General features: G+C 46.2%; 33 protein-coding genes. 19 read left to right on the forward strand and 14 right to left on the reverse strand.

Translation table 11 applies throughout. The features are described 5' to 3' along the window. Positions 1-2 precede the first annotated feature (2 nt). Genes gspH through IEW88_RS16290 form a run of 7 tightly spaced genes read left to right on the forward strand, consistent with a single transcriptional unit; the run spans position 3 to position 4,994 of the window. Positions 3-641, forward strand: a complete 639-nt coding sequence (gene gspH / locus IEW88_RS16260) for a type II secretion system minor pseudopilin GspH (RefSeq protein WP_053423306.1) — start codon at positions 3-5, stop codon at positions 639-641. Beyond that, positions 638-1,009 (forward strand): type II secretion system minor pseudopilin GspI, encoded by a 372-nt coding sequence (gene gspI, locus IEW88_RS16265; RefSeq protein ID WP_147905061.1) that lies wholly within the window; start codon positions 638-640, stop codon positions 1,007-1,009. The genes gspH and gspI overlap by 4 nt, the downstream gene beginning before the upstream one ends. Continuing rightward, complete coding sequence (gspJ, locus tag IEW88_RS16270; protein ID WP_147905062.1) at positions 996-1,607, forward strand: type II secretion system minor pseudopilin GspJ; 612 nt, start codon at positions 996-998, stop codon at positions 1,605-1,607. Before gspI ends, gspJ begins: the two co-directional genes overlap by 14 nt. After that, positions 1,607-2,587 carry a type II secretion system minor pseudopilin GspK gene (gene gspK / locus IEW88_RS16275; RefSeq protein WP_147905063.1) on the forward strand — a complete coding sequence of 327 codons (981 nt, stop codon included), beginning with the start codon at positions 1,607-1,609 and terminating at the stop codon, positions 2,585-2,587. Before gspJ ends, gspK begins: the two co-directional genes overlap by 1 nt. Next, positions 2,584-3,774, forward strand: a complete 1,191-nt coding sequence (gene gspL / locus IEW88_RS16280) for a type II secretion system protein GspL (RefSeq protein WP_147905064.1) — start codon at positions 2,584-2,586, stop codon at positions 3,772-3,774. The genes gspK and gspL overlap by 4 nt, the downstream gene beginning before the upstream one ends. Beyond that, positions 3,771-4,235 carry a type II secretion system protein M gene (locus tag IEW88_RS16285; protein WP_053423301.1) on the forward strand — a complete coding sequence of 155 codons (465 nt, stop codon included), beginning with the start codon at positions 3,771-3,773 and terminating at the stop codon, positions 4,233-4,235. Before gspL ends, IEW88_RS16285 begins: the two co-directional genes overlap by 4 nt. After that, positions 4,236-4,994: a type II secretion system protein N gene (locus IEW88_RS16290; protein WP_147905065.1), complete on the forward strand. Its 759-nt coding sequence runs from the start codon at positions 4,236-4,238 to the stop codon at positions 4,992-4,994. Between the two features lie 113 nt (positions 4,995-5,107). Here the strand turns inward: IEW88_RS16290 and yrfG are convergent, their stop codons facing one another. Continuing rightward, on the reverse strand, positions 5,108-5,782 hold the full coding sequence (yrfG, locus tag IEW88_RS16295) for a GMP/IMP nucleotidase (RefSeq protein WP_147905066.1): 675 nt from the start codon (positions 5,780-5,782) through the stop codon (positions 5,108-5,110). A 61-nt stretch (positions 5,783-5,843) separates the two neighbouring features. Between yrfG and nudE the strand changes: the two genes are divergently transcribed. Then, positions 5,844-6,422, forward strand: coding sequence for an ADP compounds hydrolase NudE (nudE, locus tag IEW88_RS16300; RefSeq protein WP_147905067.1), 579 nt, complete (start codon positions 5,844-5,846; stop codon positions 6,420-6,422). Next, positions 6,409-7,236 (forward strand): 3'(2'),5'-bisphosphate nucleotidase CysQ, encoded by an 828-nt coding sequence (gene cysQ, locus IEW88_RS16305; RefSeq protein WP_053423297.1) that lies wholly within the window; start codon positions 6,409-6,411, stop codon positions 7,234-7,236. The genes nudE and cysQ overlap by 14 nt, the downstream gene beginning before the upstream one ends. Positions 7,237-7,238: 2 nt before the next feature. Here the strand turns inward: cysQ and IEW88_RS16310 are convergent, their stop codons facing one another. Together IEW88_RS16310 and IEW88_RS16315 are read right to left on the reverse strand one after the other, a co-directional pair. Next, positions 7,239-7,496 carry a YheU family protein gene (locus IEW88_RS16310; protein WP_053423296.1) on the reverse strand — a complete coding sequence of 86 codons (258 nt, stop codon included), beginning with the start codon at positions 7,494-7,496 and terminating at the stop codon, positions 7,239-7,241. Further along, positions 7,496-8,488, reverse strand: coding sequence for a hydrolase (locus IEW88_RS16315; RefSeq protein WP_147905068.1), 993 nt, complete (start codon positions 8,486-8,488; stop codon positions 7,496-7,498). The genes IEW88_RS16310 and IEW88_RS16315 overlap by 1 nt, the downstream gene beginning before the upstream one ends. A 72-nt stretch (positions 8,489-8,560) precedes the next feature. Here IEW88_RS16315 and IEW88_RS16320 point away from each other — a divergent pair, with 72 nt between their 5' ends. The 4 genes from IEW88_RS16320 to IEW88_RS16335 all read left to right on the forward strand — a co-directional run bounded on the left by IEW88_RS16320 (position 8,561) and on the right by IEW88_RS16335 (position 11,472). Beyond that, positions 8,561-9,058 carry a hypothetical protein gene (locus tag IEW88_RS16320; RefSeq protein WP_147905069.1) on the forward strand — a complete coding sequence of 166 codons (498 nt, stop codon included), beginning with the start codon at positions 8,561-8,563 and terminating at the stop codon, positions 9,056-9,058. Then, a complete protein-coding gene (locus tag IEW88_RS16325) occupies positions 9,055-10,632 on the forward strand; it encodes a GMC family oxidoreductase (RefSeq protein WP_147905070.1) in 1,578 nt (525 codons plus the stop codon). Before IEW88_RS16320 ends, IEW88_RS16325 begins: the two co-directional genes overlap by 4 nt. Before the next feature lie 281 nt (positions 10,633-10,913). Further along, on the forward strand, positions 10,914-11,132 hold the full coding sequence (locus IEW88_RS16330; protein WP_147905071.1) for a hypothetical protein: 219 nt from the start codon (positions 10,914-10,916) through the stop codon (positions 11,130-11,132). 46 nt (positions 11,133-11,178) lie between these two features. Continuing rightward, positions 11,179-11,472: a hypothetical protein gene (locus IEW88_RS16335; RefSeq protein ID WP_147905072.1), complete on the forward strand. Its 294-nt coding sequence runs from the start codon at positions 11,179-11,181 to the stop codon at positions 11,470-11,472. Positions 11,473-11,502: 30 nt separating this feature from the next. Here the strand turns inward: IEW88_RS16335 and IEW88_RS16340 are convergent, their stop codons facing one another. From IEW88_RS16340 to IEW88_RS16350, 3 genes are all read right to left on the reverse strand, one after another. Next, positions 11,503-11,631: a DUF3149 domain-containing protein gene (locus IEW88_RS16340; RefSeq protein WP_082101828.1), complete on the reverse strand. Its 129-nt coding sequence runs from the start codon at positions 11,629-11,631 to the stop codon at positions 11,503-11,505. A gap of 82 nt (positions 11,632-11,713) precedes the next feature. Next, on the reverse strand, positions 11,714-12,223 hold the full coding sequence (locus IEW88_RS16345) for a TIGR02444 family protein (RefSeq protein ID WP_053423292.1): 510 nt from the start codon (positions 12,221-12,223) through the stop codon (positions 11,714-11,716). Continuing rightward, entirely contained in the window at positions 12,195-14,108 is a 1,914-nt protein-coding gene (locus IEW88_RS16350; RefSeq protein WP_147905073.1) for an ABC transporter ATP-binding protein, read from the reverse strand. The genes IEW88_RS16345 and IEW88_RS16350 overlap by 29 nt, the downstream gene beginning before the upstream one ends. Before the next feature lie 234 nt (positions 14,109-14,342). Between IEW88_RS16350 and IEW88_RS16355 the strand changes: the two genes are divergently transcribed. Next, the gene (locus IEW88_RS16355; protein ID WP_053423290.1) at positions 14,343-14,549 is read left to right on the forward strand and encodes a YheV family putative zinc ribbon protein; all 207 of its coding nucleotides are present in this window, start codon (positions 14,343-14,345) and stop codon (positions 14,547-14,549) included. A gap of 20 nt (positions 14,550-14,569) precedes the next feature. On the opposite strand, the gene IEW88_RS16360 is transcribed toward IEW88_RS16355, so the two are convergent. Both IEW88_RS16360 and IEW88_RS16365 read right to left on the reverse strand, forming a co-directional pair. Then, entirely contained in the window at positions 14,570-14,794 is a 225-nt protein-coding gene (locus IEW88_RS16360) for a SlyX family protein (protein ID WP_046519834.1), read from the reverse strand. Next, on the reverse strand, positions 14,791-15,774 hold the full coding sequence (locus IEW88_RS16365) for a WD40 repeat domain-containing protein (RefSeq protein WP_147905074.1): 984 nt from the start codon (positions 15,772-15,774) through the stop codon (positions 14,791-14,793). Before IEW88_RS16365 ends, IEW88_RS16360 begins: the two co-directional genes overlap by 4 nt. A gap of 96 nt (positions 15,775-15,870) precedes the next feature. Between IEW88_RS16365 and fkpA the strand changes: the two genes are divergently transcribed. Then, complete coding sequence (gene fkpA, locus IEW88_RS16370) at positions 15,871-16,632, forward strand: FKBP-type peptidyl-prolyl cis-trans isomerase (RefSeq protein WP_053423288.1); 762 nt, start codon at positions 15,871-15,873, stop codon at positions 16,630-16,632. Between the two features lie 59 nt (positions 16,633-16,691). Here fkpA and IEW88_RS16375 read toward each other — a convergent pair whose 3' ends face one another. Then, the gene (locus IEW88_RS16375; protein WP_053423287.1) at positions 16,692-17,177 is read right to left on the reverse strand and encodes an Rsd/AlgQ family anti-sigma factor; all 486 of its coding nucleotides are present in this window, start codon (positions 17,175-17,177) and stop codon (positions 16,692-16,694) included. 149 nt (positions 17,178-17,326) lie between these two features. On the opposite strand from IEW88_RS16375, the gene nudC reads away from it, so the two are divergent. Both nudC and hemE read left to right on the forward strand, forming a co-directional pair. Further along, complete coding sequence (gene nudC, locus IEW88_RS16380; protein WP_147905075.1) at positions 17,327-18,127, forward strand: NAD(+) diphosphatase; 801 nt, start codon at positions 17,327-17,329, stop codon at positions 18,125-18,127. 281 nt (positions 18,128-18,408) lie between these two features. Continuing rightward, positions 18,409-19,497, forward strand: a complete 1,089-nt coding sequence (hemE, locus tag IEW88_RS16385; RefSeq protein ID WP_053423285.1) for a uroporphyrinogen decarboxylase — start codon at positions 18,409-18,411, stop codon at positions 19,495-19,497. Between the two features lie 62 nt (positions 19,498-19,559). On the opposite strand, the gene sthA is transcribed toward hemE, so the two are convergent. Further along, entirely contained in the window at positions 19,560-20,975 is a 1,416-nt protein-coding gene (gene sthA, locus IEW88_RS16390) for a Si-specific NAD(P)(+) transhydrogenase (protein WP_147905076.1), read from the reverse strand. A 108-nt stretch (positions 20,976-21,083) separates the two neighbouring features. Further along, positions 21,084-22,202, reverse strand: a complete 1,119-nt coding sequence (locus IEW88_RS16395) for an acyl-CoA desaturase (protein WP_147905077.1) — start codon at positions 22,200-22,202, stop codon at positions 21,084-21,086. A 96-nt stretch (positions 22,203-22,298) separates the two neighbouring features. On the opposite strand from IEW88_RS16395, the gene fabR reads away from it, so the two are divergent. Beyond that, the gene (gene fabR / locus IEW88_RS16400; RefSeq protein WP_147905078.1) at positions 22,299-22,907 is read left to right on the forward strand and encodes an HTH-type transcriptional repressor FabR; all 609 of its coding nucleotides are present in this window, start codon (positions 22,299-22,301) and stop codon (positions 22,905-22,907) included. Here the strand turns inward: fabR and trmA are convergent. Further along, the gene (trmA, locus tag IEW88_RS16405) at positions 22,897-23,991 is read right to left on the reverse strand and encodes a tRNA (uridine(54)-C5)-methyltransferase TrmA (RefSeq protein ID WP_147905079.1); all 1,095 of its coding nucleotides are present in this window, start codon (positions 23,989-23,991) and stop codon (positions 22,897-22,899) included. The genes fabR and trmA overlap by 11 nt on opposite strands. A 113-nt stretch (positions 23,992-24,104) precedes the next feature. On the opposite strand from trmA, the gene murI reads away from it, so the two are divergent. Beyond that, the gene (gene murI / locus IEW88_RS16410) at positions 24,105-24,947 is read left to right on the forward strand and encodes a glutamate racemase (RefSeq protein ID WP_147905080.1); all 843 of its coding nucleotides are present in this window, start codon (positions 24,105-24,107) and stop codon (positions 24,945-24,947) included. 1 nt (position 24,948) lies between these two features. On the opposite strand, the gene IEW88_RS16415 is transcribed toward murI, so the two are convergent. After that, a complete protein-coding gene (locus IEW88_RS16415) occupies positions 24,949-25,440 on the reverse strand; it encodes an RNA recognition motif domain-containing protein (RefSeq protein WP_147905081.1) in 492 nt (163 codons plus the stop codon). Between the two features lie 154 nt (positions 25,441-25,594). After that, positions 25,595-25,817 (reverse strand): hypothetical protein (locus IEW88_RS18720; protein WP_229670565.1); only part of this gene is annotated, 223 nt, incomplete at its 5' end.

A 25,817-nucleotide genomic window follows, 5' to 3' on the forward strand; every position in this document is an offset into this window, starting at 1 on the left:
AAATGAAACACCACCGTGGTTTTACATTGCTGGAAATCATGTTAGTGATGCTGTTGCTTGGCTTAATGGCATCCTACGTGGTGGTGAATTTTGTTAGTGAATCCAGACCTTCACGTATTCAAAAAGAAACGGACAGGTTACAGCAATTGGTGCAGGTACTGTCTGAGACCGCTATTTTAAAGCAGCAGGATTTTGGCCTGATGCTGAACGACAAAGGCTATCAGTTTTTGGTCCACAACGGTCAAAAGTGGCTGGAAGTGGCTGAGCCTAAATTTATGCAATTCCACCCCTGGCCTGAAACCATAAGGGCAGAGCTGGAGCTGGACGGCTTAAGCTGGGCTGAAGACAGTATTTTAGGGCAGGAAGAGTTCCGTAAACTGCAGGAAGAATTGCTCGAGCAGCAAGAAGAAGCAGCTGAAGAGAACGATAAAAAAACTGACCAGGACGACAAGGCCAAAGGTCCGTTAAAAGCCCGTGAGAAACCTTTGTTACCCAACATCTATATTTTATCCTCCGGCGACATCAGCCCTTTTCAGTTGGTATTGGCGGATGAAACTGAGCGCCCTTTTTGGTATCAGGCGCTCAAAGGTGAATACAGTATTCCGCTGGTTAAATCTGCAGTGGAAAACGACAGACCATGAAAAGCAAAGGCTTTACCCTGATAGAGTTGCTGATCGCGATGGCCGTGTTTGCCACAGCGGGGGCTGCGGTGATGAAAGCCGCCTCTGAGCATATGAATTCTATTTCTCATCTGGAGAATATGACTTTTGCTGCTTATGTCGCCGAAAATCAATTAAATGCAGTATTTCTGGAGAAAACCTGGCCGCTGAAGAACACACAAAAAACTGTGGAATTTGCTAACCGCAGCTGGTTATGGCAACAGGAGATTCAAAAAACTGCAGATGCTAATTTCAGCGCTGTGATAGTGAAGGTCAGTCTGGCTGATAACCCTGAAAAAGTGGTGTATCAGTTGCAAACCTTCGTAGGTAAAGCCGATGCTGAACGTTAATACTGGGCGTGGTTTTACCTTTATTGAAATGTTGCTGGCAATGGCCATTTTCGCTTTGGTAGGGTTGGCTTCAGCGAGCGTGTTGTCGAGTGTGACAGAGTCTGATGCCGCATCGCAAAAAGCGGCAGAGCGCCTGGCACAGATACAGCGCTTTTTCCTGATTTTAGAGCGCGATTTAGCGCAAATCAGCGCACGGCAGATCAGGGTAGAAGGCGAAGAACCCGTCAAATCTCCTTTGCTGGGTGACAAACTGATGCTGGAAAGCGAAGAGGGTGGTTTTGCTTTTGTGCACAATGGCTGGCGTAACCCCGGCATGGTGCTGCCGCGCAGCGAAATTCAGGCCGTTGGGTATCGTTTTCGTGAAGGCAAAATTGAACGACTGTTTAGTTTATTTCCTGATGCAGTCACAGGAACTGAGCCCAAAGTACAGCCTTTGCTGGACAGAGTCACAGGTTTTAAAGTGGAATTCTTAAAAGACGAAGAATGGCTGGAAACCTGGAATGAGGAGAAATTGCCCAAAGCAATGCGCTTGACTATTACCCATGAGCAACTGGGCGAAATGCAGCGTTTTTATACCCTGATGAACGGATTAACCTGATGCGCCGTCAGTCTGGTGTGGCGTTAGTGGTGGTGATGATGATTGTCGCTTTAGTTGTCGTCATCGCTGTGGGCATGAGTGGCCGTTTGCAGTTGCAGTTGCAGCGACAACTGAATTTACAGCAACAGCAACAGGCTTATTGGTATGGTATAGCGGCAGAGCAGGCCAGTATCCGCTTGCTGAAAAGCACGGTAGCGGGTAAAGAGACAGTCAACTTATCGCAGGACTGGGCTCAACTTGGCGCGACCTTTCCAGTCGATAACGGCACTATCACTGGCAAGCTGATTGATTTACAAAGCTGCTTTAACTTAAATAATTTACAGCGACCCGCCGATCAGCAGCAGGTGGGTGCGGGTCAAACGGCTAGCCAAAAAGCCTTTCAGCGATTGCTTGAATTAAAGGCGACGGATTTGTCGATGCCAGCTGAATATTTAACAGCTCGCATCAGTGACTGGCTGGATGCAGACAGTTTATTGCAAATTGCAGGCGGTGCTGAGCAGGACGACTATGCAGGTTTGCAGATGCCGTTTTATACCGCCAATAGTTTAATGGGGTCGGTTTCTGAATTACGGGTGATGCTGGATTTAACGCCGGCAGATTACGAGCTGGTGCGGCCCTGGGTTTGTGTGATCCCTAAAGTCAGTAGTAGCAAGCTGAATCTCAACACGCTGACAGCGGAAAACGCTGCTTTGTTATCGGCTTATATTCCTGAACTGGATGAAAGTGCTGCCTCGGATTTGATCGGCAGCAGACCGGAAGAAGGATTTGCCAGTTTGGACGAAGTTTGGGCCAGTCCGCAGTTTGCCAGTATCAGTGTCACGGACGAGGTCAAAGCCATGATGGCAATAAATTCGAATTATTTTTTGCTCGAAACTACAGTGACTTACATGGATACCGTGTTTAATCTGGCATCTGTACTGGTGATTGATGAGCAACAAAAGGTAAAAGTGATAGCGCGGCGGTTTGGAGGCCAGTGGTGAACGAACAATTAATAATAAGACTGGGCAGTCAGCCACAGCAGCCAATCAGCTGGTTGGTTTGGTCCGCCGTCAATAAAGAGATTATCGCATCGGGGCAACTGGCTTGCGCTGATGAGCTATCTGCTTTGTCCGAGCGTTTAGGCCGTCGTCCCGTGGTGGCTTTAGTGCCAGCCGCTGATGTGGTGTTAAGTGAGGTTTTGCTGCCTGCAAAACCTAACCGGCAAATTATTCAGGCCTTACCATACATGCTCGAAGAAGAGCATGCTGAGGATATAGAGCAGCTGTATCTGGCCTTAGGTCAATGCCAGCAGCGTGGTAAAGAATATTGGCAGCAAGTGGCTCTGTGTAAAAAAGTGCAACTGGAACAGTGGGTCGGTTCTTTAGTGGTTGCAGGTTTTCAGCCTATGCAGCTGTTGCCTGATGCGTTGTTATTGCCTTTGCATCAGGATGGCGCTTCCGCTATAGAGCTGGCGGGGCAATGGTTGTTACGTCAGGGCCCATGGCAAGCGTCTAGTATTGAACCTGGTTGGTGGCCAGACTTTTTAAGCCTGGCGAACATTGACTTGATTCACAGCTACAGCCCCTGGCCAGCAGAGCTACTGCAAAATGTGCAGGCGGCAGAGCCTGAATTGCCTTTAGCTTTGCTGGCGCAGCAATTGCCGGAACAAAAATTTAGCCTGTTACAAGGGCAGTACGCGCCCAAAAAAGCCGGGAATAAAGTCTGGTCATTGTGGCAAAGTTCTATTGTGCTGGGTACATCTTGTCTGGCGTTGTATCTGCTCACTTTAGCCTTTGGGGTCTGGCAGCAAGGGCAACTGCTGCAGCAACAAAGGGCAGAATTAGTGACTTTGTATAAAAGTCGCTTTCCAGCCGAGTCGACCCGTGATATTTCCCGTCAACTGGCACGTAAATTACAAGGCGCCGGTGCTGTTCAGGACAGCAGTTTATTTAGTCTGCTGAATGATTTACAGCAGGAACTGGCGGCAACAACCAATGTGCGTTTAGATAATTTAAAGTACGACCAAAAAAACAGCGAACTGCGGTTTCAGGCTGAAGCAGACAGCTTCCAGCGCTTTGACAACTTAAAAACCCGACTGGAACAAAAAGGCTTTGAAGTGAAACAAGGGGCTTTAAGTAACGAAGGTGGCAAAGTCCAGGGCACAGTAGCGATGAAGGTGAAAACATGAGTCAAATACAACAACTACACAGCTGGTGGCTGTCGCTGCAAAAACGTGAACAACAGTTGCTGCTTGGTGCGGGTGTGACTTTAGTGATAGCCGCTTTTTATTGGTTGGTGTGGGCTCCTTTGCACCAGAGTTATCAGACCCAGCAGCAACAGTTGCAACAGATCAGTCAGCAGTTATTACAGGTCCGTAGTTACCCTGCGGTCTCAGCACAGACTAAGGTTCAGGGCAGTCTGACGGATCTGATTAGTTCCAGTGCCCGCACCCATAAAATTCAGGTCAGCCGGATGCAGCCACAAAATGATCAGATGCAGGTGATGCTGAATGATATTAGTTTTGACCAACTACTGGCCTGGTTGCATGAATTACAGTATCAGCACAATGTCAGCATAGTGCAGCTGGATTTAGCTGTAGCCGATGCGCCTGGTATGGTGCGTGTTCGTCGTTTATTGGTCGAGTCGTAAATGAACTATAAAAAAATAATCCCGGTCGCTCTTGGTTTGTATCTGGTGTTTTTAGTGATCCTGGCACCTGCTGCCTGGTGGTTAAAGCTGGTGCCTTTGCCTTCACAAATTCAGTTAGGGCCAGTCAGTGGTACTTTGTGGCAAGGTCAGATCCAAGCAGTATCACTGAATGGTTATGTACTGCAGCAGCTGAATTGGCAGCTAAAGCCCTGGGCTTTATTGACAGGAAAACTGGCGTTATCGCTCGGTATTGGCCAAATTCGTCAAACCACTCTGCCTTATGCCAAAGCTCAGCTGGCTTATGGTTTCTCTGGACTGCAACTGGAATCAAGCCAGTTACGTTTGCCGGTTGAGCCTATCATCCCTTTACTGAAATTGCGTTTGCCGTTTCAGGTCGCTGCCAGCGGTACTATGCTAGTGAATATTCAGCAGTTCAGTATGGGACAACCCTGGTGCGAGCAATTGGCAGGTAAAGCCAGCTGGCTGGACGCCAAGTTTCAGGCGCCATCAGGATGGATTGATTTAAAAGCTATAGATGCGACTTTAAGCTGTGAGCAGGGCCAGCTGCAAATGGTGACTGAACCTGGCAATCCACTGGCGTTGAATGTAACGGCGTTGATTGGCGAGCAGGGTAACTATCAGCTCAATGGCACGCTCAAACCAGACGCCAGCATGCCAAAAGAAGTGCATCAGGCGATGCAATTTGTCGGGCAGCCTGATGCAGAGGGGCGGTTTACTCTGAAATTACAGAGCCGCTAGTCTCCCCGTCTTACTTGAAGGCGCAACTTTGTTGACAGTGTTCTCTCGTCCCAATCACATAGTGGCCTATGTTCATGGGGACTCATTCACTGGTCGCCTCGTTGCAACTTCAATTAATTAGAGGATGTTGCCTGAATATCCGCCAGTAACACCGAATAATCCTCTATAGCCGGAAACTCAGTGATAGCTCTGCTGGGTTTTTGGCTATCCGGGTTGGCGACTGCCAATAAATGACCTATGCCAAAACGTTGCGCTGATTGCAGTATTGGCAGACTGTCGTCGACAAATAAAGTACGCTTTGGGTCGAAACCAAAACGTTGTTGCAGTCTTTGCCATAACTCTTGTTGTTCTTTAGTGACACCAAATTCATGAGTCGATACCAAAGTATCTATGTAACTGGCCAGAGTAGTGCGCTCAATTTTTAACGACAAAGAATCAGGATGAGCATTGGTGACCAAAATGACCTTGCGGCCGGACTGTTTTAATGCCGTTAAAAAAGCCGGTGTATCGGCACGCATCTGAATTTTATCCATCACTTCACGCTTTAGTTCTGTGATGGGCAATGACAGTCTTTTCGTCCAGTAATCCAGACAATACCACTCTATTTTGCCGTTCAGTTCATGGTATTCTGCTTCGAGTTGCTGTTTGGCATCACTCACACTAATACCGCTAAGCTCAGCCCAACGTTTGGGTAAATGCTCCAGCCAAAAGTAGTTGTCAAAGTGTAAATCCAGCAAAGTACCGTCCATATCCAACAACACGGTATCAATTTGTCTCCAGTCCAGCATAGGTTTTTCCGGCTAATCCATTTATAGTAAGGCGATGGCCCATTGTAGCAGAGGCAGTTTTATGGCGCAGCGCGACCGCGACAAAGAAAAACCGCAAATTTTAGAGCAAAAACTAGTGGCTGAAAGCCGGCTGTTTAAAATTGAACAGCTGGATCTGCAATTCAGCAACGGTGAACAACGCACCTACGAGCGAATGAAAGGGGGAAGCCGCGGAGCTGTGATGGTGGTGGCCTGCCCTGAACCTGGTAGTTTTTACTTAATACGAGAATACTGCGCTGGTACTCATGATTATCAGCTGGGTTTCCCCAAGGGGTTAATCGATCCGGGTGAAACAGTCGTAGAAGCGGCAAATCGGGAATTACAGGAAGAAATAGGTTTTAAGGCAGGACGGTTAATTCCTTTAAAAACCGTGGCCTTAGCTCCGGGATACTTTAGTGCTACAATGCATATCGTATTAGCGTTGGATTTAACGGCTTCCAGTTTGCCAGGGGATGAACCTGAACCTTTAGAACTGGTGCCATGGCAGTGGCAACAGCAATTTGAACTGTTAGACCAAAGCGATTTCACTGAGGCGCGCAGTGTAGCGGCCTTATTCTTAGCCCGAGATTATCTGGATAAGCATCAGGATGTTTTTAAGTAGGTTATTAGAACCTGTTAAAGAAGCAGCTCGAGCCGCTGGAGATACCTTATGGTCTATCTACCAGAGTGGCGACTATGAAGCCAAACACAAAGCAGATGAAAGCCCTGTCACCAGTGCTGATTTGGCTGCGAATGCGCTGATTTTGCATGCGTTAACTGAGCTGGCTCCTGATATTCCTATCGTTTCCGAAGAAATGCATTTGCTGCCGCTGCGCCAGCGCCAGGACTGGCCACGTTACTGGCTGATTGATCCTATGGACGGCACACAAGAGTTTATTGCCCGTAGTGGTGATTTTGCCGTAAGCATCGCTCTGGTAGAGCATGGCTGGCCTGTACTTGGGGTCATTTATTGGCCCAAAGAACAAATCTGGTATTACGCCACCCGGGGGCACGGGGCTTTTAAGCAGCAGCAACATTTGATCAACCGTATTCAGGTGAATCAGCACCAATCCGGTGAGTTACTTAAAATTGCGGTCAGTCGACGCCAGCCGATAGAGCATATTCATCAGTTGTTAAACAAACCTGCCTGCTCAGAATTTATAGCACTTGGCAGTTGCTCATTAAAAAGCTGTTTGGTGGCGGAAGGCGGTGCCGACTGTTACCTGCGTTTGGGTCCTACCGGCGAGTGGGATACGGCTGCTGTGCATGTCATAGTCGAAGAAGCGGGTGGTAAAATTCTTGATAGTCAGTTTGCACCTTTAAGCTATAACCAACGTGAAACCTTGTCGAACCCCGATTTTATGGTGATAGGCCGCTCTGAAGTGCCATGGACTGAACTGATCCGCGCCCACAGCGCCACAAGAAACTTAGACTAACTTCAAAACTGGTCGCTCTCAATCTCACCTTGTTTCACCAGTTGTCGCCATTGTTGTTTGGTGATGATGTCGACACTTTCATGTAACTCAGAATATAAAATCACCAGTTGATTAGCTTCCAGCTGACTTTTCACCTGAGCTACTTTCACGCCCAGACTAATGTCCTGCTCGCCATATTCAGTGCCTTCACGTAGTACAAAAGCTTCAATCAGAGCGTCCAGCGTGTCGGAGGATAATTGTTCATGGGGGATCAATAACATCAGTGTTGTCCTAAAAACTGTGCAAGGTAAGGTGGTAACTGTTGCTCTAACCAATATTCCGCTTTAAAAGGTGTGTTGCCTGTGACAAAACCGACATGACCGCCATGGCGGGATAGTATCAACTGCACAAAAGGCGGTATTTCATCGGCTTTGGGTAACACTGCCGGAGATAAAAATGGATCATCTTTGGCATGCACCAATAACAGCGGAATACGTACTTGTTTTAAAAAAGCTTTACCGCTGGATTTTTGATAATAATCGTCAGCATTGTGAAAGCCATGCAGTGGCGCCGTCAGTAAGTCATCAAATTCACGAATAGTTTTTAACGCCAGAATTTGCGCTTTGCTGACCGGTAGAGGGAAGTCTTTGTGCCTGTCCAGCTTACGCATCATCGTGGCTTTGAGCCGCCCCAAAAGATACTGCTGATACACTTTGCTGCCACCCTGATTAATGCGCTCTGCGCTTGGAGCTAAAGCCAGAGGCGCAGATACAGCCACAGCTGCCTTTAATACACAGTGTGCACCTTGTTCGCCACAATACTTCACCAGTACATTGCCGCCCAAGGAAAAACCAATAGCGGCCAGTGAGCGACCTGGATAACGCAACTGAATTTGTGCTATTAAAAAAGCCAAATCGGCGGTATCACCTGAATGGTAAGCTCGAGGTAACCTGTTAGCGACACCGTTACAGCCGCGAAAATGCATCAGTACTGCTATAAAACCCTGGTGTTGCAAAGCCTGCAACATGCCAGCTGCATAGTGACTATGGATATTCCCTTCCAGACCGTGTAATACCACTACTATGGGTTTAGCTGTGGCTTGATCTGGCATTTCTGTCCAGTTCAGCTGGATATGATCGCCATCCGGCAACGCCAGCATTTCTGCGTCAGTAACCAAAGCGTGACGTGGGGCCAGATACTTAGCCGCTATAGTTTGCAGATGGCAGTTACGCAGCCACCATGCCGGTTTAAAAGCTGAGGGAAGTTTTACCATTTCAGGGGCTTGCAAAATCAACAATCCTACTTAACAATCAAGGTCACTTTTTCTGGCCGGACCACTACAAGAATGAACAGACGCCAGTTTATTTTCCGCTCTCTTGCGCTGACCTTAGCCGCCAGCACAGGCTACGCAGTATACCAGCATCAAAGTCTGCAAGGCAGCGACAATGCGGCTGTTCTGGTATTGGATGCGTTATTGCCTGCTGTCTTAATGGGGGCGTTACCTGCTGATATGGCGGCACAACAGTTATCCTTAGCGCAGACAAGGGATGACGTGCTGCAATTTCTTGCTTATTTGCCGCACAGTCAGCAGCAACAACTTCAGCAACTGTTTGAGCTACTGCAGCAAGATTTGGCCCGTCTGGCGTTGACGGGACAGTGGTTGCAACTGGCAGATCTGCCGTTGCCAGCTCGTCTGGATTTGCTATTTAGCTGGCGTGACAGTTATTTTTCTTTATTACAGCAAGCCTTTAGTGGTTTACGTGAATTGATCTACGCTGCTTTTTATGGCCAGCCACAGCATTGGTTGTCTCTGCAGTACAGCGCGCCGGAGTTTAACCTATGAAAAATCTGATTGCCGACGGCGTCTCAGCGGGCTGGTCTTATCTGGATGCGTCCACTTTAACGGCCGACAAACACTTTGAAGCTGATGTGGTGATAGTAGGTTCTGGTGCTGGCGGAGCAATGGCCGCTGAACAATTAAGTCTTGCCGGATTCAAAGTAATATTACTGGAAATGGGGGCTTTGTACGAAGGCAAAGATTTTAAACAGCAGGAGCGCTGGGCGTACCCTGCGTTGTATCAGGATGGAGCTGGCCGGAAAACTCTTGATCAGAGTATAGGCATATTACAGGGACGCACTGTGGGTGGTTCGACGACAGTGAATTGGACTACCTCTATCCGTACTCCTGAAAACACTCTGGATTACTGGCGTGCTGAATTTGGCTCCGATTTTACCTCAGAGAATTTGGCCCCTTATTTTCAGCAAGCAGAGCAGCGCTTGAATATTCATCCCTGGCCGGTACCACCAAATAGCAATAATGATAAATTGCGACAAGGCTGCGAGGCGTTAGGCTGGCAATACACGGTGATCAACCGTAATGTCAGCGGCTGTGCGAACCTTGGATATTGTGGTATGGGCTGTCCCATCAATGCGAAGCAGTCGATGCTGGTCAGCACTATTCCAGCCGCTATGCAAGCTGGCGCTATGTTAATCAGCCGGGTGTCGGCGCGAGAACTAAAATGGCAGCATGGACAAGTACAGTCTCTGGTGGCTGTGCCTGTAGACTCGTATTTTCATGCTGATTTCAAAATAAAGCTCAGCTTCAAAGCCAAACATTACATAGTGGCTGCAGGTGCTATAGGCTCACCAGCTTTACTGCTGCGTTCTAAAGTACCGAATCCTTCCGGGCGTTTAGGCAAGCATACCTACTTGCACCCCAGTGTCATTTCCGGGGCCTTATTTGAGGAGACGATAGCTGGCCACAGTGGGGCACCTCAATCTATTTATTCTGATCAGTTTGTTTGGCCGTCGAATGGGCAGGCTGGATTTAAATTAGAAGTGCCACCATTACACCCAGTGTTAATGGCGACTAAACTGACGGGACTGGCACAATCTCATGCAGCGTTGATGCAGCAGTTTAATCAGTTACAGGTGGTGATTGCATTGCTGCGGGATGGCTTTCATCCGGATAGTCAGGGCGGGACTGTGTTGTTATCCGACAATGGCGAACCCGTAGTGGATTACCCTATATCCGATTATTTATGGCAGGGCGTGCAAACTGCTTATCTGGCTATGGCTGAGCTACAATTTGCAGCCGGTGCAAAGTCGGTTTTACCCATTCATCAGGATGCAGAGTTATATCGCAGCTGGCAGCACGCCCGACAGGCGATCCAGGCTCTGCCTCTGCAAAGGTATCGTGCTACTCTGGCATCTGCCCATGTGATGGGGGGCTGCAATATGAGCGCTGATCCGGCGAAGGGAGTCGTCAATTTGTCAGGCCGTCATCATCAATTAGAGAATTTGTCGGTATTTGATGGCTCGGTACTGCCGACAAGTTTAGGTGCGAATCCGCAGTTAACTATTTATGCTTTGGTGTCTGTATTTACTGATCGATTACGAACCTTATTATCTGCTTAAGCCATACAGTGTGGACAGTGCCCAGGCTGTCCACAAATCTGTACTATTTTAAAGTCAGCTATCCTAAGTTTTTCCTCTCTGAACTAGAAAAATACAAAATTTTTGGTTTAATTCATTGTTGTAATTATTTTGTTAACCATGTGTTTTATTTGTGAGTTCCTTAGGCGGTGCAAATAAAATACCTAGTTGCTGAGCGACATGGAGTGATATGTCTGGCTGTATCAGCTGGTCGCAATCTGATATCAGATTGCTAAACTTAGTCAGTCTCCAGGAGAGATACCATGCGTGAATTAACTTCAGAACAAGTTGAGCAAGTTAGTGGTGGAGCTATGCCAGAAAGTGCGGCCGCATTTGGGTTGGCGTTAGTTATTGGCAATGCCAGTTTTGGTTCAGGATTTGGCTTGGTTAGTGCAGGTTTAGCTTTTGCATCTGCACCACTTGCAGTAAGTGCTATGCTTGGATTGGCATTTTATTCAGGTTACAGATTATTTAAGTACTAAAATTAAAAGGTGGGGCATTAATGCTCCACCTTTTAGGAGCATAGCTATGACTTCTGAATATTGCAATCTATTGATAGTGCTGGTTTTAGTCGGATATCTCTTTTATATGAGTTTTACGTCAGAGATAAATGATCAGAAGCATCTTGAAAAAATTAAGCATGAAATGCTTGAGGACTCAGAGCAATATTTTGCAGAGTCTGCAAATCTATACAGAGCATTCAACAAGAACAGAAACAAAACCATCATAGAATACTGGCGCACACATTCTATAAGTCTGCGTTGTGCTGAAATTGTTGTTTTAGAAAGGGTCAATACTTTTAAGCATTCAGCCGAGCATTAGTGCTTGGCTGAATTTGGGGGCACATTTACATCACTCTGCATGTGAAGTTTTATATAAGAAATAACCAGCATAAAACAAACACAACCCAATCACTAAAGCCAAGCCTGTAAAAGAGATAAAGATCACTGGATCTTTCAAAAATTCTTGCCATATATTCATGATCGTATCCTCGCTATTGACTGATGCTTTGAGTGTAGAAGCATTAGTTTTAGCAAAGCCTGATGTAGATCAAAGTTGGACTTTAGAGTCCTTCTAGCTGTTGGCTTTGTTGATACAGATCAAGAATTTCAGCGTCCAGTTGTTCAGCCGGTGCTTTTATTAGCACTAAATAGTGGTCAAGTAGCTGACTATGAGGCAGTAAATCGTCACTGTGGCTTAATTGATTAAACTGCTGCACCAATAACTGCTGTTCCAATTTCTCAGCGGCCAGTTCAGTACTCAGCAATTGCTGGCGCAGAGCTTGTTGCATCTCTGATTCTAACCAAGGCGATGGCAAAGTACGGCGCAAAGAGCGGATAGATTGGGTCACTTCAGTGCTGAAATGTTTTAACAAATCTTCTAACTGCTTCAGTTGGGTTTCATCGAGGCTTTGCTGCTGTTTATCCAGATACAACAAAAACAGCAGCAAATTAATATTGACGCCAAAGTTGTCCTGCCATTGCAGACATAGCTCCTTTACAGCAGGGTACAGACTCAGGCTGTACTGCCAGAATGATTCAGGGTTAAGCGTTTTTTTGCCAGAATTCTGCACTTTGTTGCTCCCATGCTTCCTGAGCTTCGAACCATTGTTCTTCCACTTCAGCTAGTTCCTTTTGGACTTTTTGTTGCTCTGCCAATGTTTTGGTTAATTCGGCTTTACGAACGGCATCATAAATCCCGACATCAGCTAAAGCGCTTTCAATTTGTTGTTGTTGCTGGTGTAGTTTTTCTTGCTGCTGTTCCAGCTTTTCAATTTTCTGCTTTAACGGTCGTTGTAAAGCACGTAATTCTGCTTCTAAGCGTTTTTGGTCTTTACGATTTTGTGCACTATGTGCAGTCACTATTTCGTCAGAGATTGAGGCTTGGTTACTGGCGCGTTGGTCTTGCTGCAACCACTGATAATAGTCGGCCAAATCACCATCAAAAGGTGCGACTTTGCCGTGAGCCACCAGATAAAACTCATCTGTAGTGCTACTGAGCAAATGTCTGTCGTGTGACACCACTACAATAGCACCTTCGAAGCTTTGCAAGGCCATGACAATGGCTTCCCGCATATCCAGATCTAAGTGGTTGGTGGGCTCGTCTAATAATAATAGGTTAGGTCGTTGATAGACCAATAAAGCTAATACCAAACGGGCTTTTTCACCACCGGAAAAAGGTGCACAGGGAGATAAGGCTTTATCGCCATGAAAACCGAAGCCGCCAATATAATCGCGCAGCTGCTGTTCTGTTGCATCCGGCGCAAGGCGGACTAAATGCTGTAAAGGTGAATCCTGTGGCCTTAACGTTTCCAGCTGGTGCTGAGCGAAATAACCAATACTGACGCCATTGGCGTACCAGATTTCACCAGCTTGTGGGGTTAAAGAGCCAGATAACAGTTTAATCAGCGTCGATTTACCTGCGCCGTTACGACCTAATAAGCCAATGCGGCTGCCTGGCAGTAGCTGAAAATTAATCTGCTGTAAAATAGCGGTGTCGCCATAACCTGCTTTGACGTTTTCCATTTTTAACAATGGGTTAGGTAAAGAGCGCGGATCTAAAAACTCAAACTGAAAAGGTGAATCCGCGTGCGCCGGTGCCAGCAACGTCATACGTTCCAGTGCTTTGATCCTGCTTTGCGCTTGTTTGGCTTTCGTCGCCTGAGCACGGAAACGGTCAATATACTTTTGCAGGTGTGCCACCTGACGTTGTTGTTTTTCAAACATCGACTGATGTTGTGCCAAATGTTCGGCGCGCTGACGTTCGAACTGGCTGTAATTGCCTTTGTATAAAGTTAAAGTCTGATTATCTATATGCGCCGTATTGTCTATCACAGCGTCGAGGAAATCACGGTCGTGACTGATCAACAGTAAAGTGCCGCTAAATGAAGCCAGGTATTTCTCCAGCCACAATACGGCATCTAAGTCTAAGTGGTTGGTTGGTTCGTCCAACAACAACAATTCAGCAGGTTGCATTAACGCTTTGGCCAGGTTTAAACGCATACGCCAGCCACCGGAAAAGGACTTCACACTCTGTTGTTGCGCCGCACCGCTGAAGCCAAGACCATCCAGCAAAACACCAGCTTTGGCTTCTGCTCTGTAGCCGTCTAAAGCATCAATCTGATGATGCACAGCGGCTAAATCGACACTGCCATCGGTAATTTTTAACTGTTGTAGTAATGGGTAGAGTTTTTCGTCACCTTGCAACACATAGTCCATGGCCGAAATCTCAAGGGCTGGAGTTTCCTGCGCTACGGTCGAAATAGTCCAGCTGGATGGAATGGATACTGAACCAGCGTCAGGTTGTAGCTTTTGTTGCAGTAACGCAAAAAGGCTGGATTTGCCGCAGCCGTTGGCGCCAATAATTCCGACCTTTTGCCCCGGAAATACGGTAAGATCAGCACGTTGCAATAAGCAATTGATACCGCGTCGCAGCTCGACGTTTTGCAGTTGGATCATGGTGTTTTAGCCCAGACGAAAATTGGTTGCTACTCTAATCGCAAAGTGGCGACAAACCAAGAGCGCAAGCGGTTTTTTACCCAAAGTAATTGGGGTTGCAGTGCTACGGCAAGGGTGAGAGACCCCCATTCGCATAGCTCACTGTGAATGGGGGAGTAAACGCAGCCAACAATGCTGCAGCGTCAAGTTCGCTGGGGCTTGATGCGATAAAAGCCAGATTTGGAGAGTAAAAATATGACAGACAGAAAGAAAAAGCGTTTTATTGCCGGTGCAACTTGCCCACAGTGTAAGGCTGTCGACACCCTGATGTTGTTTATTGAAAATAATGTGGAAAAAGTGGAGTGTGTGCAATGTGGCCATCATATGGCACAACCTGAACAGCAGGTAGCAAAAGCTTCGCGTGCTGCTGAACAGGTGATAGGTGTGTTTAAACCCGAGTAAACCGGGTCACAGAATAAGTATTAATAATGCGGTGGCGGCGGCTCTTCGTCGAGACGTAATATGCCACTGTCGTTACCCTGACTAATTTTTTCCGCCAGCAGCATCACCTGGCGCTGCAGCTTTTCAATACTTTTCTGGTGTTCATGCAACTCGTCGTTCAGGCTTTGCACCACATCTTCCTGAAATGCCAGTTTGCTCTCTAAATCAATAAGTTGCTGTTGTAGCTCAACCACTTGTTCTGTCATTGTTTAATCTCCCATACTTCGGCTACACCACTGGAACTTTCACTGATAATCTGAGTGTCATTCAAAAAAGCCACCGCATGGATCACAGCGCTGGCTGGTCTGCTATTAAGAATAGCTCTGACTTGCCATTGTTGTATTTTTTTCCCCGTTGCCACATCCCATAAAATTAAAGCTCTGGATGGAGAACCAGTCACCAGCCATTTGCCATTCGGACTAAAGCGGGCTGCGGTAATAATTTGTGCTCTGGATAACTCCAGCTGACTAATTTGCTTGCCTGTTTTTAAGTCCCAGATAAAAGCCTGTAATTCACTGCCTGCACTAAAGGCATAACGACCTTGCTGATCCAGTGCCACTTTAGTAACCCGGTTTGGGTGTGGAAAACTATAAATGATTTGTGCCGTTTCGGTATCCCACAGATAGGCAAAATGGTCATTAGAGCCTGTCAAAGCAAAACGACCGTTAGCGGACAGGTCGACTGAGTTCACATTTTCGGTATGGCCCAGAAATTCGATACGGCGACCGGAACTTAAGGTAATGTGCTGCACTTTACCGTCACTTTGGCCCACCAGCATATGGCGGCCAAAATCTGAGACGGCTAAGTCGCGGATAGTCGCGTCTTTAACCGACCAAAAACCTATGTTGCGACCATCTTCCATTTGCCACAACGCAAAGTCTTTGCTGTCACCTGTTAGCAAATGACTGCCGCTTGGGCTCAAAGACAAAGATAAAATTTGATTGTCACTTTTTTTCTGATGACCCAGCGAATACAAAGCAGTATCGTTTTTCAGGTCCCAGACGGTCACACCCTGATCCAAAGCTGAGACTGCAACCCGCGTTGATTGGTCATTTATGGCTGCGCCATAAGAAGGCGTTTCACTGTGTTGCACTTGCCGCACAGATTTTGGTTGAACTTCTGAGCAGGCAAAGAGACAAAATGCCAGAAAAATCGTCAGATATTTACAGCTATGGGTTAACGTCATTAGCACAAACCGTTAGTATAGGGACGTTGAATAAAACCTTTAAACTTATTAAAACACAATTTTGCAGCCAAACCTGCTTATTTATCGGAGAAATACATGCGTTTATTAACCAAGGTGTCGCTGATTGCGGCTACCGTTTTAACTTTGTCTGCTTGTAACAAAGAAGCTGAGCAGCCAAAACCTTTAGTTTTAGATACTGATGCTGCAAAACAATCCTATAGTTTAGGTGTATCAGCTGGTCGTTTTATCGACACCACTATCAAAGAGCACGAGAAGTTAGGATTACCTTTAGCTTCAGACACTATAGTGCGTGGTATTCAAGACCAGTTAGCTGGCAAATCTCAGCTGACTGAAGAAGAAGTTCAGAAAGTGATGATGGCGCTGGAACAAACGGCGCGTGAGAAACAAGTGGAAGTGGCAAAAGCACAGGCTGAGCAAAATATTGCTGCTGGTAAAGCTTATTTAGAAACTAACGCAAAGAAAGAAGGCGTGAAAGTAACTGAGTCAGGCTTGCAGTACGAAGTCATTCAGGCTGCCGATGGTCCAAAACCAGCTGCAACTGACGTAGTTCGTGTGCACTACACTGGTACTTTAGTGGATGGCACTGAATTTGACAGTTCAAAAGAACGTGGTCCAGCTCAGTTCCCGTTAAACCAGGTGATCAAAGGCTGGACTGAGGGCGTTCAATTGATGAACGTAGGTTCTAAGTTCAAATTCACTATTCCAGCTGAATTAGCTTATGGTGAGCGTGATATGGGTACTATCCCTGCGAACAGCGTTTTAGTATTCGATGTTGAACTGTTAGGTATTGGCGAAGAAGCTCCTGCTGCAGAAGAAGCTGCGGCTGAGAAGAAGTAATTTTTCACCCAATAAAAAAGCGACCTGATGGTCGCTTTTTTGTACTGCAGAGATCAAACTCAGGCCGAGACGGCTTTAGAATGTTTATTATGTAAGGTTTGGATCAGTTCGTCCTCAAAATCAAAACGTTCTACCAAAGCCTGTCCTAACATCGACAAATCCCGGTCAAAGTTCTTCGATAAAGTGCTGCTTTCTGCTTCTGCGTATTTATCGTTAAATTCCAAGGCCATATCTGTTGAATGCGCTATTTTTGGGTATAAAGAATCTGCCAGCTGACGGCTATCCTGACCATTCACGGCACATTGCGATACAATTTGTTCATAGACTTCAAAATGACCTGCGGATAAATAATCCATCAGCAGTTGGCAAAAGTGCTGGATATCAGCCAAATCAGGCAAAGAGTTTCCACTTTTTTTGTCAAAAGGAGGCAATGACGCCAGCTCACAATAGCGAACAATCAAGCGCTGCCTCTCATCCAGCCAATTATCGATAGCTGTCAGGCTGCCACCCCATTTCTGCTGTGCTGACTCTAAACGGGTGTACATATACTTCCCCTTACTCAAGTGACTTACTGCTTCGAACCTCTAATTAAAAGAATTCTCGGATAAAGATCAACTACTTTTTTATTGGTCAGCTCAGTCTTTGGCTCTATCATACGCCTGTTCGCACAAATAAGTGGTGGAGTAAAACAAAAATGATTAAGCACAATGTGACTGCAACAGCCGACCTGTTTGGTCACTGGTTTATTGTCAGCCAGGGCAAAATCTGGCTGAATTCGGTTGATGCTGCACCACCTCTGTGTCGTTATGACCAATTACCACAATTTCTTGATGGTTCCGAGCCTTTGTGTTTGCTTGGTGCTATCGAGGGGGTTGATTGCTATTTGCTGAATTATACCGACAGACCTGAAGCTGAAGAGCAGTGGCATTCTGCCCGGGCTTTATTACAGCAATCTGCCGCTATTTTTGAGCATGCCGCCAGAGCTTGTCAGGTCGCGTTATTTTTTCAAACTCATAGATACTGTGGTCAGTGTGGTAGTTCTATGCATTTGGTCAACTGGGAGCTTGCTGCGCTATGTCACAAATGTGGTCATCGCTGCTATCCCCGAATTAACCCTTGTGTGTTGATCGCCGTTGTTAATGACAAAAATCAGCTGTTGTTAGCGCGCTCGACCCGACATAAAACAGGTTTCTTTTCGATACTTGCTGGTTTTGTCGAGTCTGCAGAAACTCTGGAGCAAGCTGCGGTAAGGGAAGTCAAAGAAGAGGTGGGTATTGATATCTGCAATTTACGTTATATGGGGAGCCAGCCCTGGCCTTTTCCCCATTCATTGATGACCGCTTTTATCGCGGACTATAAGTCAGGCGAGCTGGTCTGTCAGCCGGATGAAATTGAAGAAGCACACTGGTTTGATTTGGATCAGCTGCCGGAAGTACCAATGGTGGCAACCTTATCAGGTCAGGTGATTCAGTATATTGCCCGAGGCGGTCGGTAGTGGCAGCTAGCAGGATGAATTTAAAGCAAGGCACTAATGAATTACAGGCAAATAAAAAGCCACTACCGTGGCTTAAATGAGGTGTAACTTACGTTACCAGGACTCGTTAAAACGAGTTTCTTTATTCTTGTTCTTTACTAGCGCAGGTAGTTTATAACAGATGTATTTTTGCAGAGCAATAGCTTTTTTCAGTTGGTAAAAAAATTGCCTTTGGTAAAAAATAGTGACTGATCAGACATCAGTGATAAACTAATGATAAATCAAAAGATGGCAGATGATAGATGCAATTAAAAAATGATCGTTACTTAAGGGCTTTGATGAAACAACCTGTTGATCGCACTCCAATCTGGATGATGCGTCAAGCGGGTCGTTACCTTCCGGAGTACAGAGCAACACGAGCCATAGCCGGCGATTTTATGTCGTTGTGTAAAAACCCTGAGTTGGCCTGTGAAGTCACTTTGCAGCCGTTAAAACGTTATCCTTTAGATGCAGCTATTTTATTCAGCGATATTTTAACTATCCCCGACGCTATGGGGATGGGACTTTACTTTGGTGAAGGTGAAGGACCACGCTTTACCAAACAACTGACCGACTTTATGGATGTGATGCAGCTGCCTGTGCCTGATCCTGAAGTTGAGTTGCGTTACGTGATGGACGCTGTGCGTACTATTCGCCGTGAATTGAATGGCGAAGTACCGTTAATTGGTTTTTCTGGTAGCCCTTGGACTCTTGCCACTTATATGTTTGAAGGCGGCAGCAGTAAAACTTTCTCAAAAATCAAAAAGCTGATGTACACAGAACCTGAAGTGGTGCATATCCTGCTGGATAAGCTGACGCAAAGTGTCATCTTGTATTTGAACGCGCAAATTGCAGCTGGTGCTCAGTCTGTGATGATTTTTGATACCTGGGGCGGCGTATTAACCCCACACGATTATCGTGAGTATTCATTAAGCTATATGCAGCAAATCGTCTCTGGTTTAACCCGTTTTGCTGATGGGCGTCCTGTGCCTGTGACTTTGTTTACTAAAAACGGTGGTTTATGGTTGGAAGAAATCGCAGCAACGGGATGTGACGGCGTAGGTTTAGACTGGACCATTGATATTCGTCATGCCCGGGCTCGTATCGGCGATAAAGTTGCGTTGCAGGGCAATATGGACCCGTCCATTTTGTTGGGTACTCCAGAGCGTATTCGTCAGGAAGTTCAGGCTATTCTGGATGGTTACGGTATGGGATCAGGTCATGTCTTTAACCTGGGTCATGGTATTACTCCTGATGTTGATCCGGAAAAAGCGGGTGTCTTTATTGATGCTGTGCAGTCTTTCAGTCGTACTTATCATATGAATACTGAAATTGCAGAAGACGAAGAATAAACTTTTTCGTCGATCCTCCTATAAAAACGCCAGCTTCAAGCTGGCGTTTTTATAGGTAAAGCTCAAAACAAACGATTTAAGCCATTTAAAGCTGCGACCCGGTAAGCTTCAGCCATAGTGGGGTAGTTAAAGGTGGTGTGAACGAAATACTCTATGGTGTTGCCGCCATTTTTTTGCATCATAATGGCTTGTCCTATATGCACAATTTCGGCAGCTCTTTCGCCAAAGCAGTGAATGCCCAGAATCTCTTTGGTATCACGGTGAAACAGTAGTTTCAGGCTACCGACACTGGTATTGGCGATTTGAGCGCGAGCCAGATGTTTAAACTGAGCCCGGCCTACCTCGTAAGGCACTCGAGCTGCAGTTAATTCTTGCTCGTTTTTGCCGACTGAACTCATCTCTGGTATGGTGTAAATACCAACCGGAATATCGTCAATCAGATAGGTGCTGCAGTTGCCATGGATAATAGAGTTGGCTGCGATACGGCCCTGATCATAAGCGGCGCTGGCAAGACTCGGGTAACCAATCACATCGCCCACAGCGTACACACTAGGGATTTCAGTCTGGTAGTTGTCATTGACCTTGAGCTGGCCACGGCTATCTGCCTTTAAGCCTATAGCATTCAGGTTTAGCTTATCGGTGTTGCCGGTGCGGCCATTAGCAAACAGGATACAGTCGGCTTTCATTTTTTTGCCGGATTGCAGATGTAAAATCACGCCGTCAGCGCAGCCTTCAATCCGATCAAACTCTTCACCATGGCGGATAGTTACACCCGAATTCCAGAAGTGATAACTCAAAGCATCAGAGATTTCAGTATCCATAAAAGACAACAGGCGATCCCTGGTATTGACTAAATCGACCCGTACCCCTAAACCACGGAAAATCGACGCATATTCGCAGCCAATTACGCCAGCACCAAAAATGATGATATGGCGTACATCGTCTTTTAAAGACAAAATAGTGTCGCTGTCAAAAATACGGCTGTGTGTGAAGTCGACATTTTGTGGTCGATAAGGGCGAGAGCCTGTGGCCAGAATGATATGTTCGGCGGAGATGATTTGATCCGGGGAACCATTCTGCTCAATGCGAATTTGGTGCGCGTCAACAAAAGAGGCATTGCCCTGAAAGACTTTGACTCTGTTGCGCTCATAAAAACTGCTGCGCAGTTGCACCTGTTTACGAATCACGCCTGCAGCGTGTTTTAATATATGCGGGAAGGTCAGGTTGGACGATTGATCATCCATTTGAAACAAAGGGTTTTCTTTGTATTCAATATAACGGCTGACCGAATGACGTAAAGCTTTGGAAGGAATAGTGCCCCAGTGTGTGCAACCGCCGCCAACTTGCTGATGGCGCTCAATCACTGCCACAGTTTTGCCACTTTTCGCCAGATTCATCGCGGCACCTTCGCCGCCAGGTCCTGTGCCTATAATAATTGCATCAAAATCGTATGCTTTGCTTTGAGTTGCTTTACCCACCGGGTTATTCCTTCGCTGACTGCACTTATTATATTTAATCAGAAATCCTGAATGAAAGGCGATAAAAAAGGCGGCAAATGCCACCTTTTGTAAGTTTTTATCAAATGCTTAGGCAAATTGTGCGGTTAACTGCTGCCAGCGTTTTTGCTGTAGTTGCAGATTTTGTCTGACTTCCAGCAGTTGATGCTTTAAATCAAATTCATTGTACTGTTGCATCAGCTGTTGTTTCTTCTGTTGTAACAGTGCTTTTTTCACATCGTAATAGGCATGCATTTTTTCCATCAGCAACTCATATTCGTGCTCAAGGCGTTGCATCACCAGTTCAGCATCAGGCAGGTGAGATACCTTGGCTTGCGCACGTTTAAGTTGCATCTGCACTTTGGCTTTCTCAATACGATCAGGAGGACAGACTTTTAAATTACGGGTTAGTCCTAACCAGGAACAGCTTTTAATCAGCCATTTGGTTGGATCAAACTGCCACCATTTGATGCCGTTGCGGTAATCGTATTCAAAAATATGGTGGAAGTTGTGGTAACCCTCGCCATAAGTTAAAAACGCTAAGATGCCGTTATCCCGCGCACTGTTTTGATCGGTATAAGGTTGGTTACCCCAGATATGTGCTAAGGAGTTAATAAAAAACGTAAAATGGTGGCTCAGCACTAACCGCAAAACTCCCACGCTTAATAACATACCGATATAACTATCAGTTAACCAACCTAAAAACAGAGGGATACCAAAGTTGGTTGCTACAGTCAGCAGCAGATAGTTTTTGTGTTGCCACATCACTATTTTGTTGTTCTGTAAGTCGCGGGCATTGCTGTAATCTGCATAGGTATTGCTTTGGTATTCACGTAACATCCAACCTATATGGCTGAACCAAAAACCGCGCTTAGCTGAGTAGGGGTCTTTATCGTTTTGATCAACAAATTTATGGTGAACACGATGATCGGACGACCAATGTAAGGCGCTGTTTTGCAGCGCAAAAGCACCACCTATGGCATAAAACCACTGCAAAGCAGGATGGGAGTCATAAGTTTTATGGGCCCAAAGTCTATGGTAACCGGCCGTGATCGACATGCCGCAATAGCCTAGACATAAAATAGTGGCAATAATCTCTGTCCAGGTAAAACCAACTGCTACGGCATACCAGGGCACCAGAATAGCAGCGACAAGAAAAGTGGACGCAAACAGGATGACGTTGGTCCAGATGATAGGGGGTTTATTCATTTTAGGAACTTTAAGCTTACAACTGTAAGCTAATTTAGCCGTGCAAACTGACAGGGTCAAGCGTTAAAATGAACCAGAAGCAAAAAGGAGTGAGCCGTGACCCGCGCCCAACAAAAAGAAAAAACCAGACGCGCCATTATAGACGCAGCTTTCCAGCAGTTGAGTGCCGATAAAGGTTATTCAAGTTTAAGCTTACGTGAGGTAACGCGCGAAGCTGGTATAGCACCAACGTCCTTCTATCGCCATTTTACTGATATGGATGAATTAGGTTTAACCCTGGTGGACGAGGCTGGGTTGATGCTTCGTCAGTTATTGCGTCAGGCCCGCCACCGTATCGAAGCCAATGGCAGTGTGATCCGCACCTCGATTGAAACCTTTATGGAGTTTGTCACTGGCCACAGCAACGTGTTTCGGTTGCTGCTGCGGGAGCGCTCAGGCACATCGGCAGCTTTTCGTAGCGCGGTCGCCCGGGAGATTTATCATTTTGGTGCTGAGCTGGCGGATTATCTGCGTAAAGAAACAGATTGTCCGGCGGAGTTTGCTCAGATGCAGGCCGAAGCTATGGTGATTTTAGTTTTTCATGCCGGAGCCGATGCGCTGGATGCTACAGCGGAGCAACGCAAACAAATCACCCAGCGTACTATCATGCAGTTACGCTGGATGGCTCATGGTGCCGCCAGCTATGGTCGCAAACCTAAAGATTAAGTTTGCGTAACCAGACACCCGATTCAATATGATGGGTGTAGGGGAACTGATCAAATAAAGCAAAAGCTTTGATTTCGTGAGTTTTGCTCAGCTGCTGTAAGTTCTGCTCTAAAGTCACAGGGTTACAGGAGATATAAATAATATCGTTAAACTGGCTGACAAAAGCTTCGGTGGCCGGATCTAAACCAGCCCGTGGAGGGTCAACCAGAATAGTATCCAGCTGCAGCTCTGATAAATCCAAAGTCTTTAACTGCTTGCCTGTTGCCATGGCTGCGCTAACGTCTTCAGCTGACATCTGCAGCACCTGCAAATTCGTCACCTGGTTCATTTCTATATTCAGCTGCGCTGATTTAATCGAGCTGCGGGCAATCTCTGTAGCAACCACCTGACGGAAATAAGGCGTCAGGGCCAGCGAGAAGTTGCCGTTACCACAATAAAGCTCCAGCAAGTCACCTTTGAGTTGGCTTGAAATATCACAAGCCCACTCCAGCATCTGCTGATTCACTTTGGCGTTAGGCTGGGTAAAGCTGTTTTCAATTTGCTGGTAACTTAAAGTACGATCTTTTACCTTCAACTTTTCAATAATATGGTCGCGATGCACCAACACTTTTTGTTTGCGCGAACGGCCAATAAAGTCCAGCGGCCATTGTTCCGCCAGGTCGGCTTTTAATAAAGCAGCTTGTTCGGCCCAATCGTTACTTAATGGCTTCTTATAAATAAGAGAAACCAACAGTTCGCCACTTAAGCCACTCAGGTAATCAATCTGGTATAACTTGTTCCGCAGCGCCGGACGCTTTTTCAGCTCTTCCAGCAGTACAGGCATAAAATCGGCTATTTGTTTGCAGGCAACAGGGAAGTAATCAATGCGCTGTTTTTGCTTGGTTTCAGAGTCAAACATAATATGGAACAAATCGTCCCCTTCATGCCAGACCCGAAATTCAGCACGTTGACGATAATGGCTGGGTTCGGAGCGGAACAACTCTAACTTTGGCAGAGTATAAGAGGCAAACAGCTGCTCTATACCAGCTTGCTTTTCTGCCAGTTGAGTTTCATATAAATCCGGAAATACTTGCCCTAAAGCCATTGCCTGTCACCTGTTGTCGAAAAAGCGGCCTATTCTAAGGGCTTTTGCCTGAATGTCTATCAGCAAAAGCAAGCTGCAGATAAAAGTAGCAGAGCAACTGCCTTAGCGAGCGAATGTCTGGCAAAATAGCGCCAGAGCTTTTAAGGCGGTTTTTCAGAAGATATGGCATGCGTATAGGTTTTATCGACAGTGGCGTGGGTGGTCTTTCTATATTAGAGGCGGTGCGTGTTTTAGTGCCTGCGGATTACTTCTACATGATGGATAACAGGTACCTGCCTTATGGCACTAAGTCGGAGTTATTTATCCGCCAACGCTTAAAGCAGCTGACCGAGCATCTGCTGACTCATCAGGTCGATCTGATTGTGATCGCCTGCAATACAGCTACGACTCAGGCCGTTGATTGGTTACGCCAGCAGTTTGACTTGCCTTTTGTTGGTGTAGTACCGGCCATTAAACCTGCTGCTTTATATTGCGCTGGCGAAAAAATGGCGTTGCTGGCCACTCCTGCCACAGTCAAAGGCTACTATATACAGAAGCTGGTCGCTGACTATGCAGGTCAGAGTCAGGTGCAATTGGTTGGTAGTAGTGAATTGGTGATGCTGGCGGAGCAAAAAGTTTGGGAAGGTGCTGATGTGAAAGCCGAAGTGGCTGAAGTGATCAGAGAGAGTGGCTTAAATGAGTTTGCGCCTAAAGCTATTATCCTGGGCTGCACCCATTTTCCTTTTTTAGCTCAAGAGATCCGTTTGGCATTTACGAAAGCACCAAAGCTGTTTGATACAGCCGATGCGATAGCCAGACGAGTACAACATTTAGCCGCAGCGATCATTTCTCCATATAAAGAGAAGAAGCAGGATTGTTTTATTGCAACACAAGAACTTACAGAACAGCAAAAATTAAGAGTCAAACAGATGGGATTTGGCCAGCAGAGCTGCTGGCCAGATTTATATCAGGACTAACTTATTCGTCGTTATCGTCACCGTCTTGGCGTTCTTTGGCTTCACGCACTTTTAAAGTACGCTCCTGAAACGCAAAGTCGTTTAACTTTTGGATCATCTTATTGGCATCTTTCGCTGCCACTTCCACAAAACCAAAACCACGACGACGACCTGTCTGGCGATCTTTCATCAAACGTACGTTGACGACTACACCAAATTTTTGAAACAACTCACGCACAGCATCTTCATTGGCACGGTAAGGTAAATTACCTACATATAAAGTAGCAGTTTCGCCGTCGTAGTTTGTTTTGGTTGCTGCAGGGGCACCAGTGCTACTAAGAGTGGCACCTTTTACTTCAACCAGAATAGGCACCAATACACCACCCAGCACTACACCTACTGTCACTAATACAGAAGCGCTTAAAGCAATATCAGGGGTTAACATTAAAACCAGATATACGATGATGGCTAACGCCAGGGTAAAAGGTAAGGATCGTTGTAAATTAGCTAACATAAAGATTTCCTAAGTAATAAAGATGAAAGAGTCAGAGTAAATACATATAAATACTTAAAGCTCTTTCATATTAGCGACTAGTTCTTAAGCAGCCAACTATTAAATGCATAGTTACTGATATTGTTTTTGGAGCTATTTTGCCCATATTGCCGGTTTAACCAGCAAACGATCGCCAAAGGCTCAAAAAACTAAGATTTGCTGTTGCACGCTGCCAAAAACTCCCTATAATGCGCGCCATGCCAACGGGGTAGTGCGAAAGCAGCTCTGGGGTGGTTTTGAAATGAAGTGAAAAATGATGCAAAACATCGCTTGACACGAGATTGAAAATCACTAAAATGGCCGCCTCGCAACGCGGTGGAGTCGAAAGGTTCAAAAGT

It is taken from the genome of Rheinheimera tangshanensis (genome assembly GCF_014645135.1).
GTDB classification, from domain to species: Bacteria; Pseudomonadota; Gammaproteobacteria; order Enterobacterales; family Alteromonadaceae; genus Pararheinheimera; species Pararheinheimera tangshanensis.

Excerpts from the sequence above, each read along its gene's own strand:
- gspH (WP_053423306.1), top strand. The coding sequence starts at position 3 with ATGAAACACCACCGTGGTTTTACATTGCTGGAAATCATGTTAGTGATG.
- gspI (WP_147905061.1), top strand. The coding sequence starts at position 638 with ATGAAAAGCAAAGGCTTTACCCTGATAGAGTTGCTGATCGCGATGGCC.
- gspJ (WP_147905062.1), top strand. The coding sequence starts at position 996 with ATGCTGAACGTTAATACTGGGCGTGGTTTTACCTTTATTGAAATGTTG.
- gspK (WP_147905063.1), top strand. The coding sequence starts at position 1,607 with ATGCGCCGTCAGTCTGGTGTGGCGTTAGTGGTGGTGATGATGATTGTC.
- IEW88_RS16285 (WP_053423301.1), top strand. The coding sequence starts at position 3,771 with ATGAGTCAAATACAACAACTACACAGCTGGTGGCTGTCGCTGCAAAAA.
- IEW88_RS16290 (WP_147905065.1), top strand. The coding sequence starts at position 4,236 with ATGAACTATAAAAAAATAATCCCGGTCGCTCTTGGTTTGTATCTGGTG.
- yrfG (WP_147905066.1), bottom strand. The coding sequence starts at position 5,782 with ATGCTGGACTGGAGACAAATTGATACCGTGTTGTTGGATATGGACGGT.
- nudE (WP_147905067.1), top strand. The coding sequence starts at position 5,844 with ATGGCGCAGCGCGACCGCGACAAAGAAAAACCGCAAATTTTAGAGCAA.
- cysQ (WP_053423297.1), top strand. The coding sequence starts at position 6,409 with ATGTTTTTAAGTAGGTTATTAGAACCTGTTAAAGAAGCAGCTCGAGCC.
- IEW88_RS16310 (WP_053423296.1), bottom strand. The coding sequence starts at position 7,496 with ATGTTATTGATCCCCCATGAACAATTATCCTCCGACACGCTGGACGCT.
- IEW88_RS16315 (WP_147905068.1), bottom strand. The coding sequence starts at position 8,488 with ATGGTAAAACTTCCCTCAGCTTTTAAACCGGCATGGTGGCTGCGTAAC.
- IEW88_RS16320 (WP_147905069.1), top strand. The coding sequence starts at position 8,561 with ATGAACAGACGCCAGTTTATTTTCCGCTCTCTTGCGCTGACCTTAGCC.
- IEW88_RS16325 (WP_147905070.1), top strand. The coding sequence starts at position 9,055 with ATGAAAAATCTGATTGCCGACGGCGTCTCAGCGGGCTGGTCTTATCTG.
- IEW88_RS16330 (WP_147905071.1), top strand. The coding sequence starts at position 10,914 with ATGCGTGAATTAACTTCAGAACAAGTTGAGCAAGTTAGTGGTGGAGCT.
- IEW88_RS16335 (WP_147905072.1), top strand. The coding sequence starts at position 11,179 with ATGACTTCTGAATATTGCAATCTATTGATAGTGCTGGTTTTAGTCGGA.
- IEW88_RS16340 (WP_082101828.1), bottom strand. The coding sequence starts at position 11,631 with ATGAATATATGGCAAGAATTTTTGAAAGATCCAGTGATCTTTATCTCT.
- IEW88_RS16350 (WP_147905073.1), bottom strand. The coding sequence starts at position 14,108 with ATGATCCAACTGCAAAACGTCGAGCTGCGACGCGGTATCAATTGCTTA.
- IEW88_RS16355 (WP_053423290.1), top strand. The coding sequence starts at position 14,343 with ATGACAGACAGAAAGAAAAAGCGTTTTATTGCCGGTGCAACTTGCCCA.
- IEW88_RS16360 (WP_046519834.1), bottom strand. The coding sequence starts at position 14,794 with ATGACAGAACAAGTGGTTGAGCTACAACAGCAACTTATTGATTTAGAG.
- IEW88_RS16365 (WP_147905074.1), bottom strand. The coding sequence starts at position 15,774 with ATGACGTTAACCCATAGCTGTAAATATCTGACGATTTTTCTGGCATTT.
- fkpA (WP_053423288.1), top strand. The coding sequence starts at position 15,871 with ATGCGTTTATTAACCAAGGTGTCGCTGATTGCGGCTACCGTTTTAACT.
- IEW88_RS16375 (WP_053423287.1), bottom strand. The coding sequence starts at position 17,177 with ATGTACACCCGTTTAGAGTCAGCACAGCAGAAATGGGGTGGCAGCCTG.
- nudC (WP_147905075.1), top strand. The coding sequence starts at position 17,327 with ATGATTAAGCACAATGTGACTGCAACAGCCGACCTGTTTGGTCACTGG.
- hemE (WP_053423285.1), top strand. The coding sequence starts at position 18,409 with ATGCAATTAAAAAATGATCGTTACTTAAGGGCTTTGATGAAACAACCT.
- IEW88_RS16395 (WP_147905077.1), bottom strand. The coding sequence starts at position 22,202 with ATGAATAAACCCCCTATCATCTGGACCAACGTCATCCTGTTTGCGTCC.
- trmA (WP_147905079.1), bottom strand. The coding sequence starts at position 23,991 with ATGGCTTTAGGGCAAGTATTTCCGGATTTATATGAAACTCAACTGGCA.
- murI (WP_147905080.1), top strand. The coding sequence starts at position 24,105 with ATGTCTGGCAAAATAGCGCCAGAGCTTTTAAGGCGGTTTTTCAGAAGA.
- IEW88_RS16415 (WP_147905081.1), bottom strand. The coding sequence starts at position 25,440 with ATGTTAGCTAATTTACAACGATCCTTACCTTTTACCCTGGCGTTAGCC.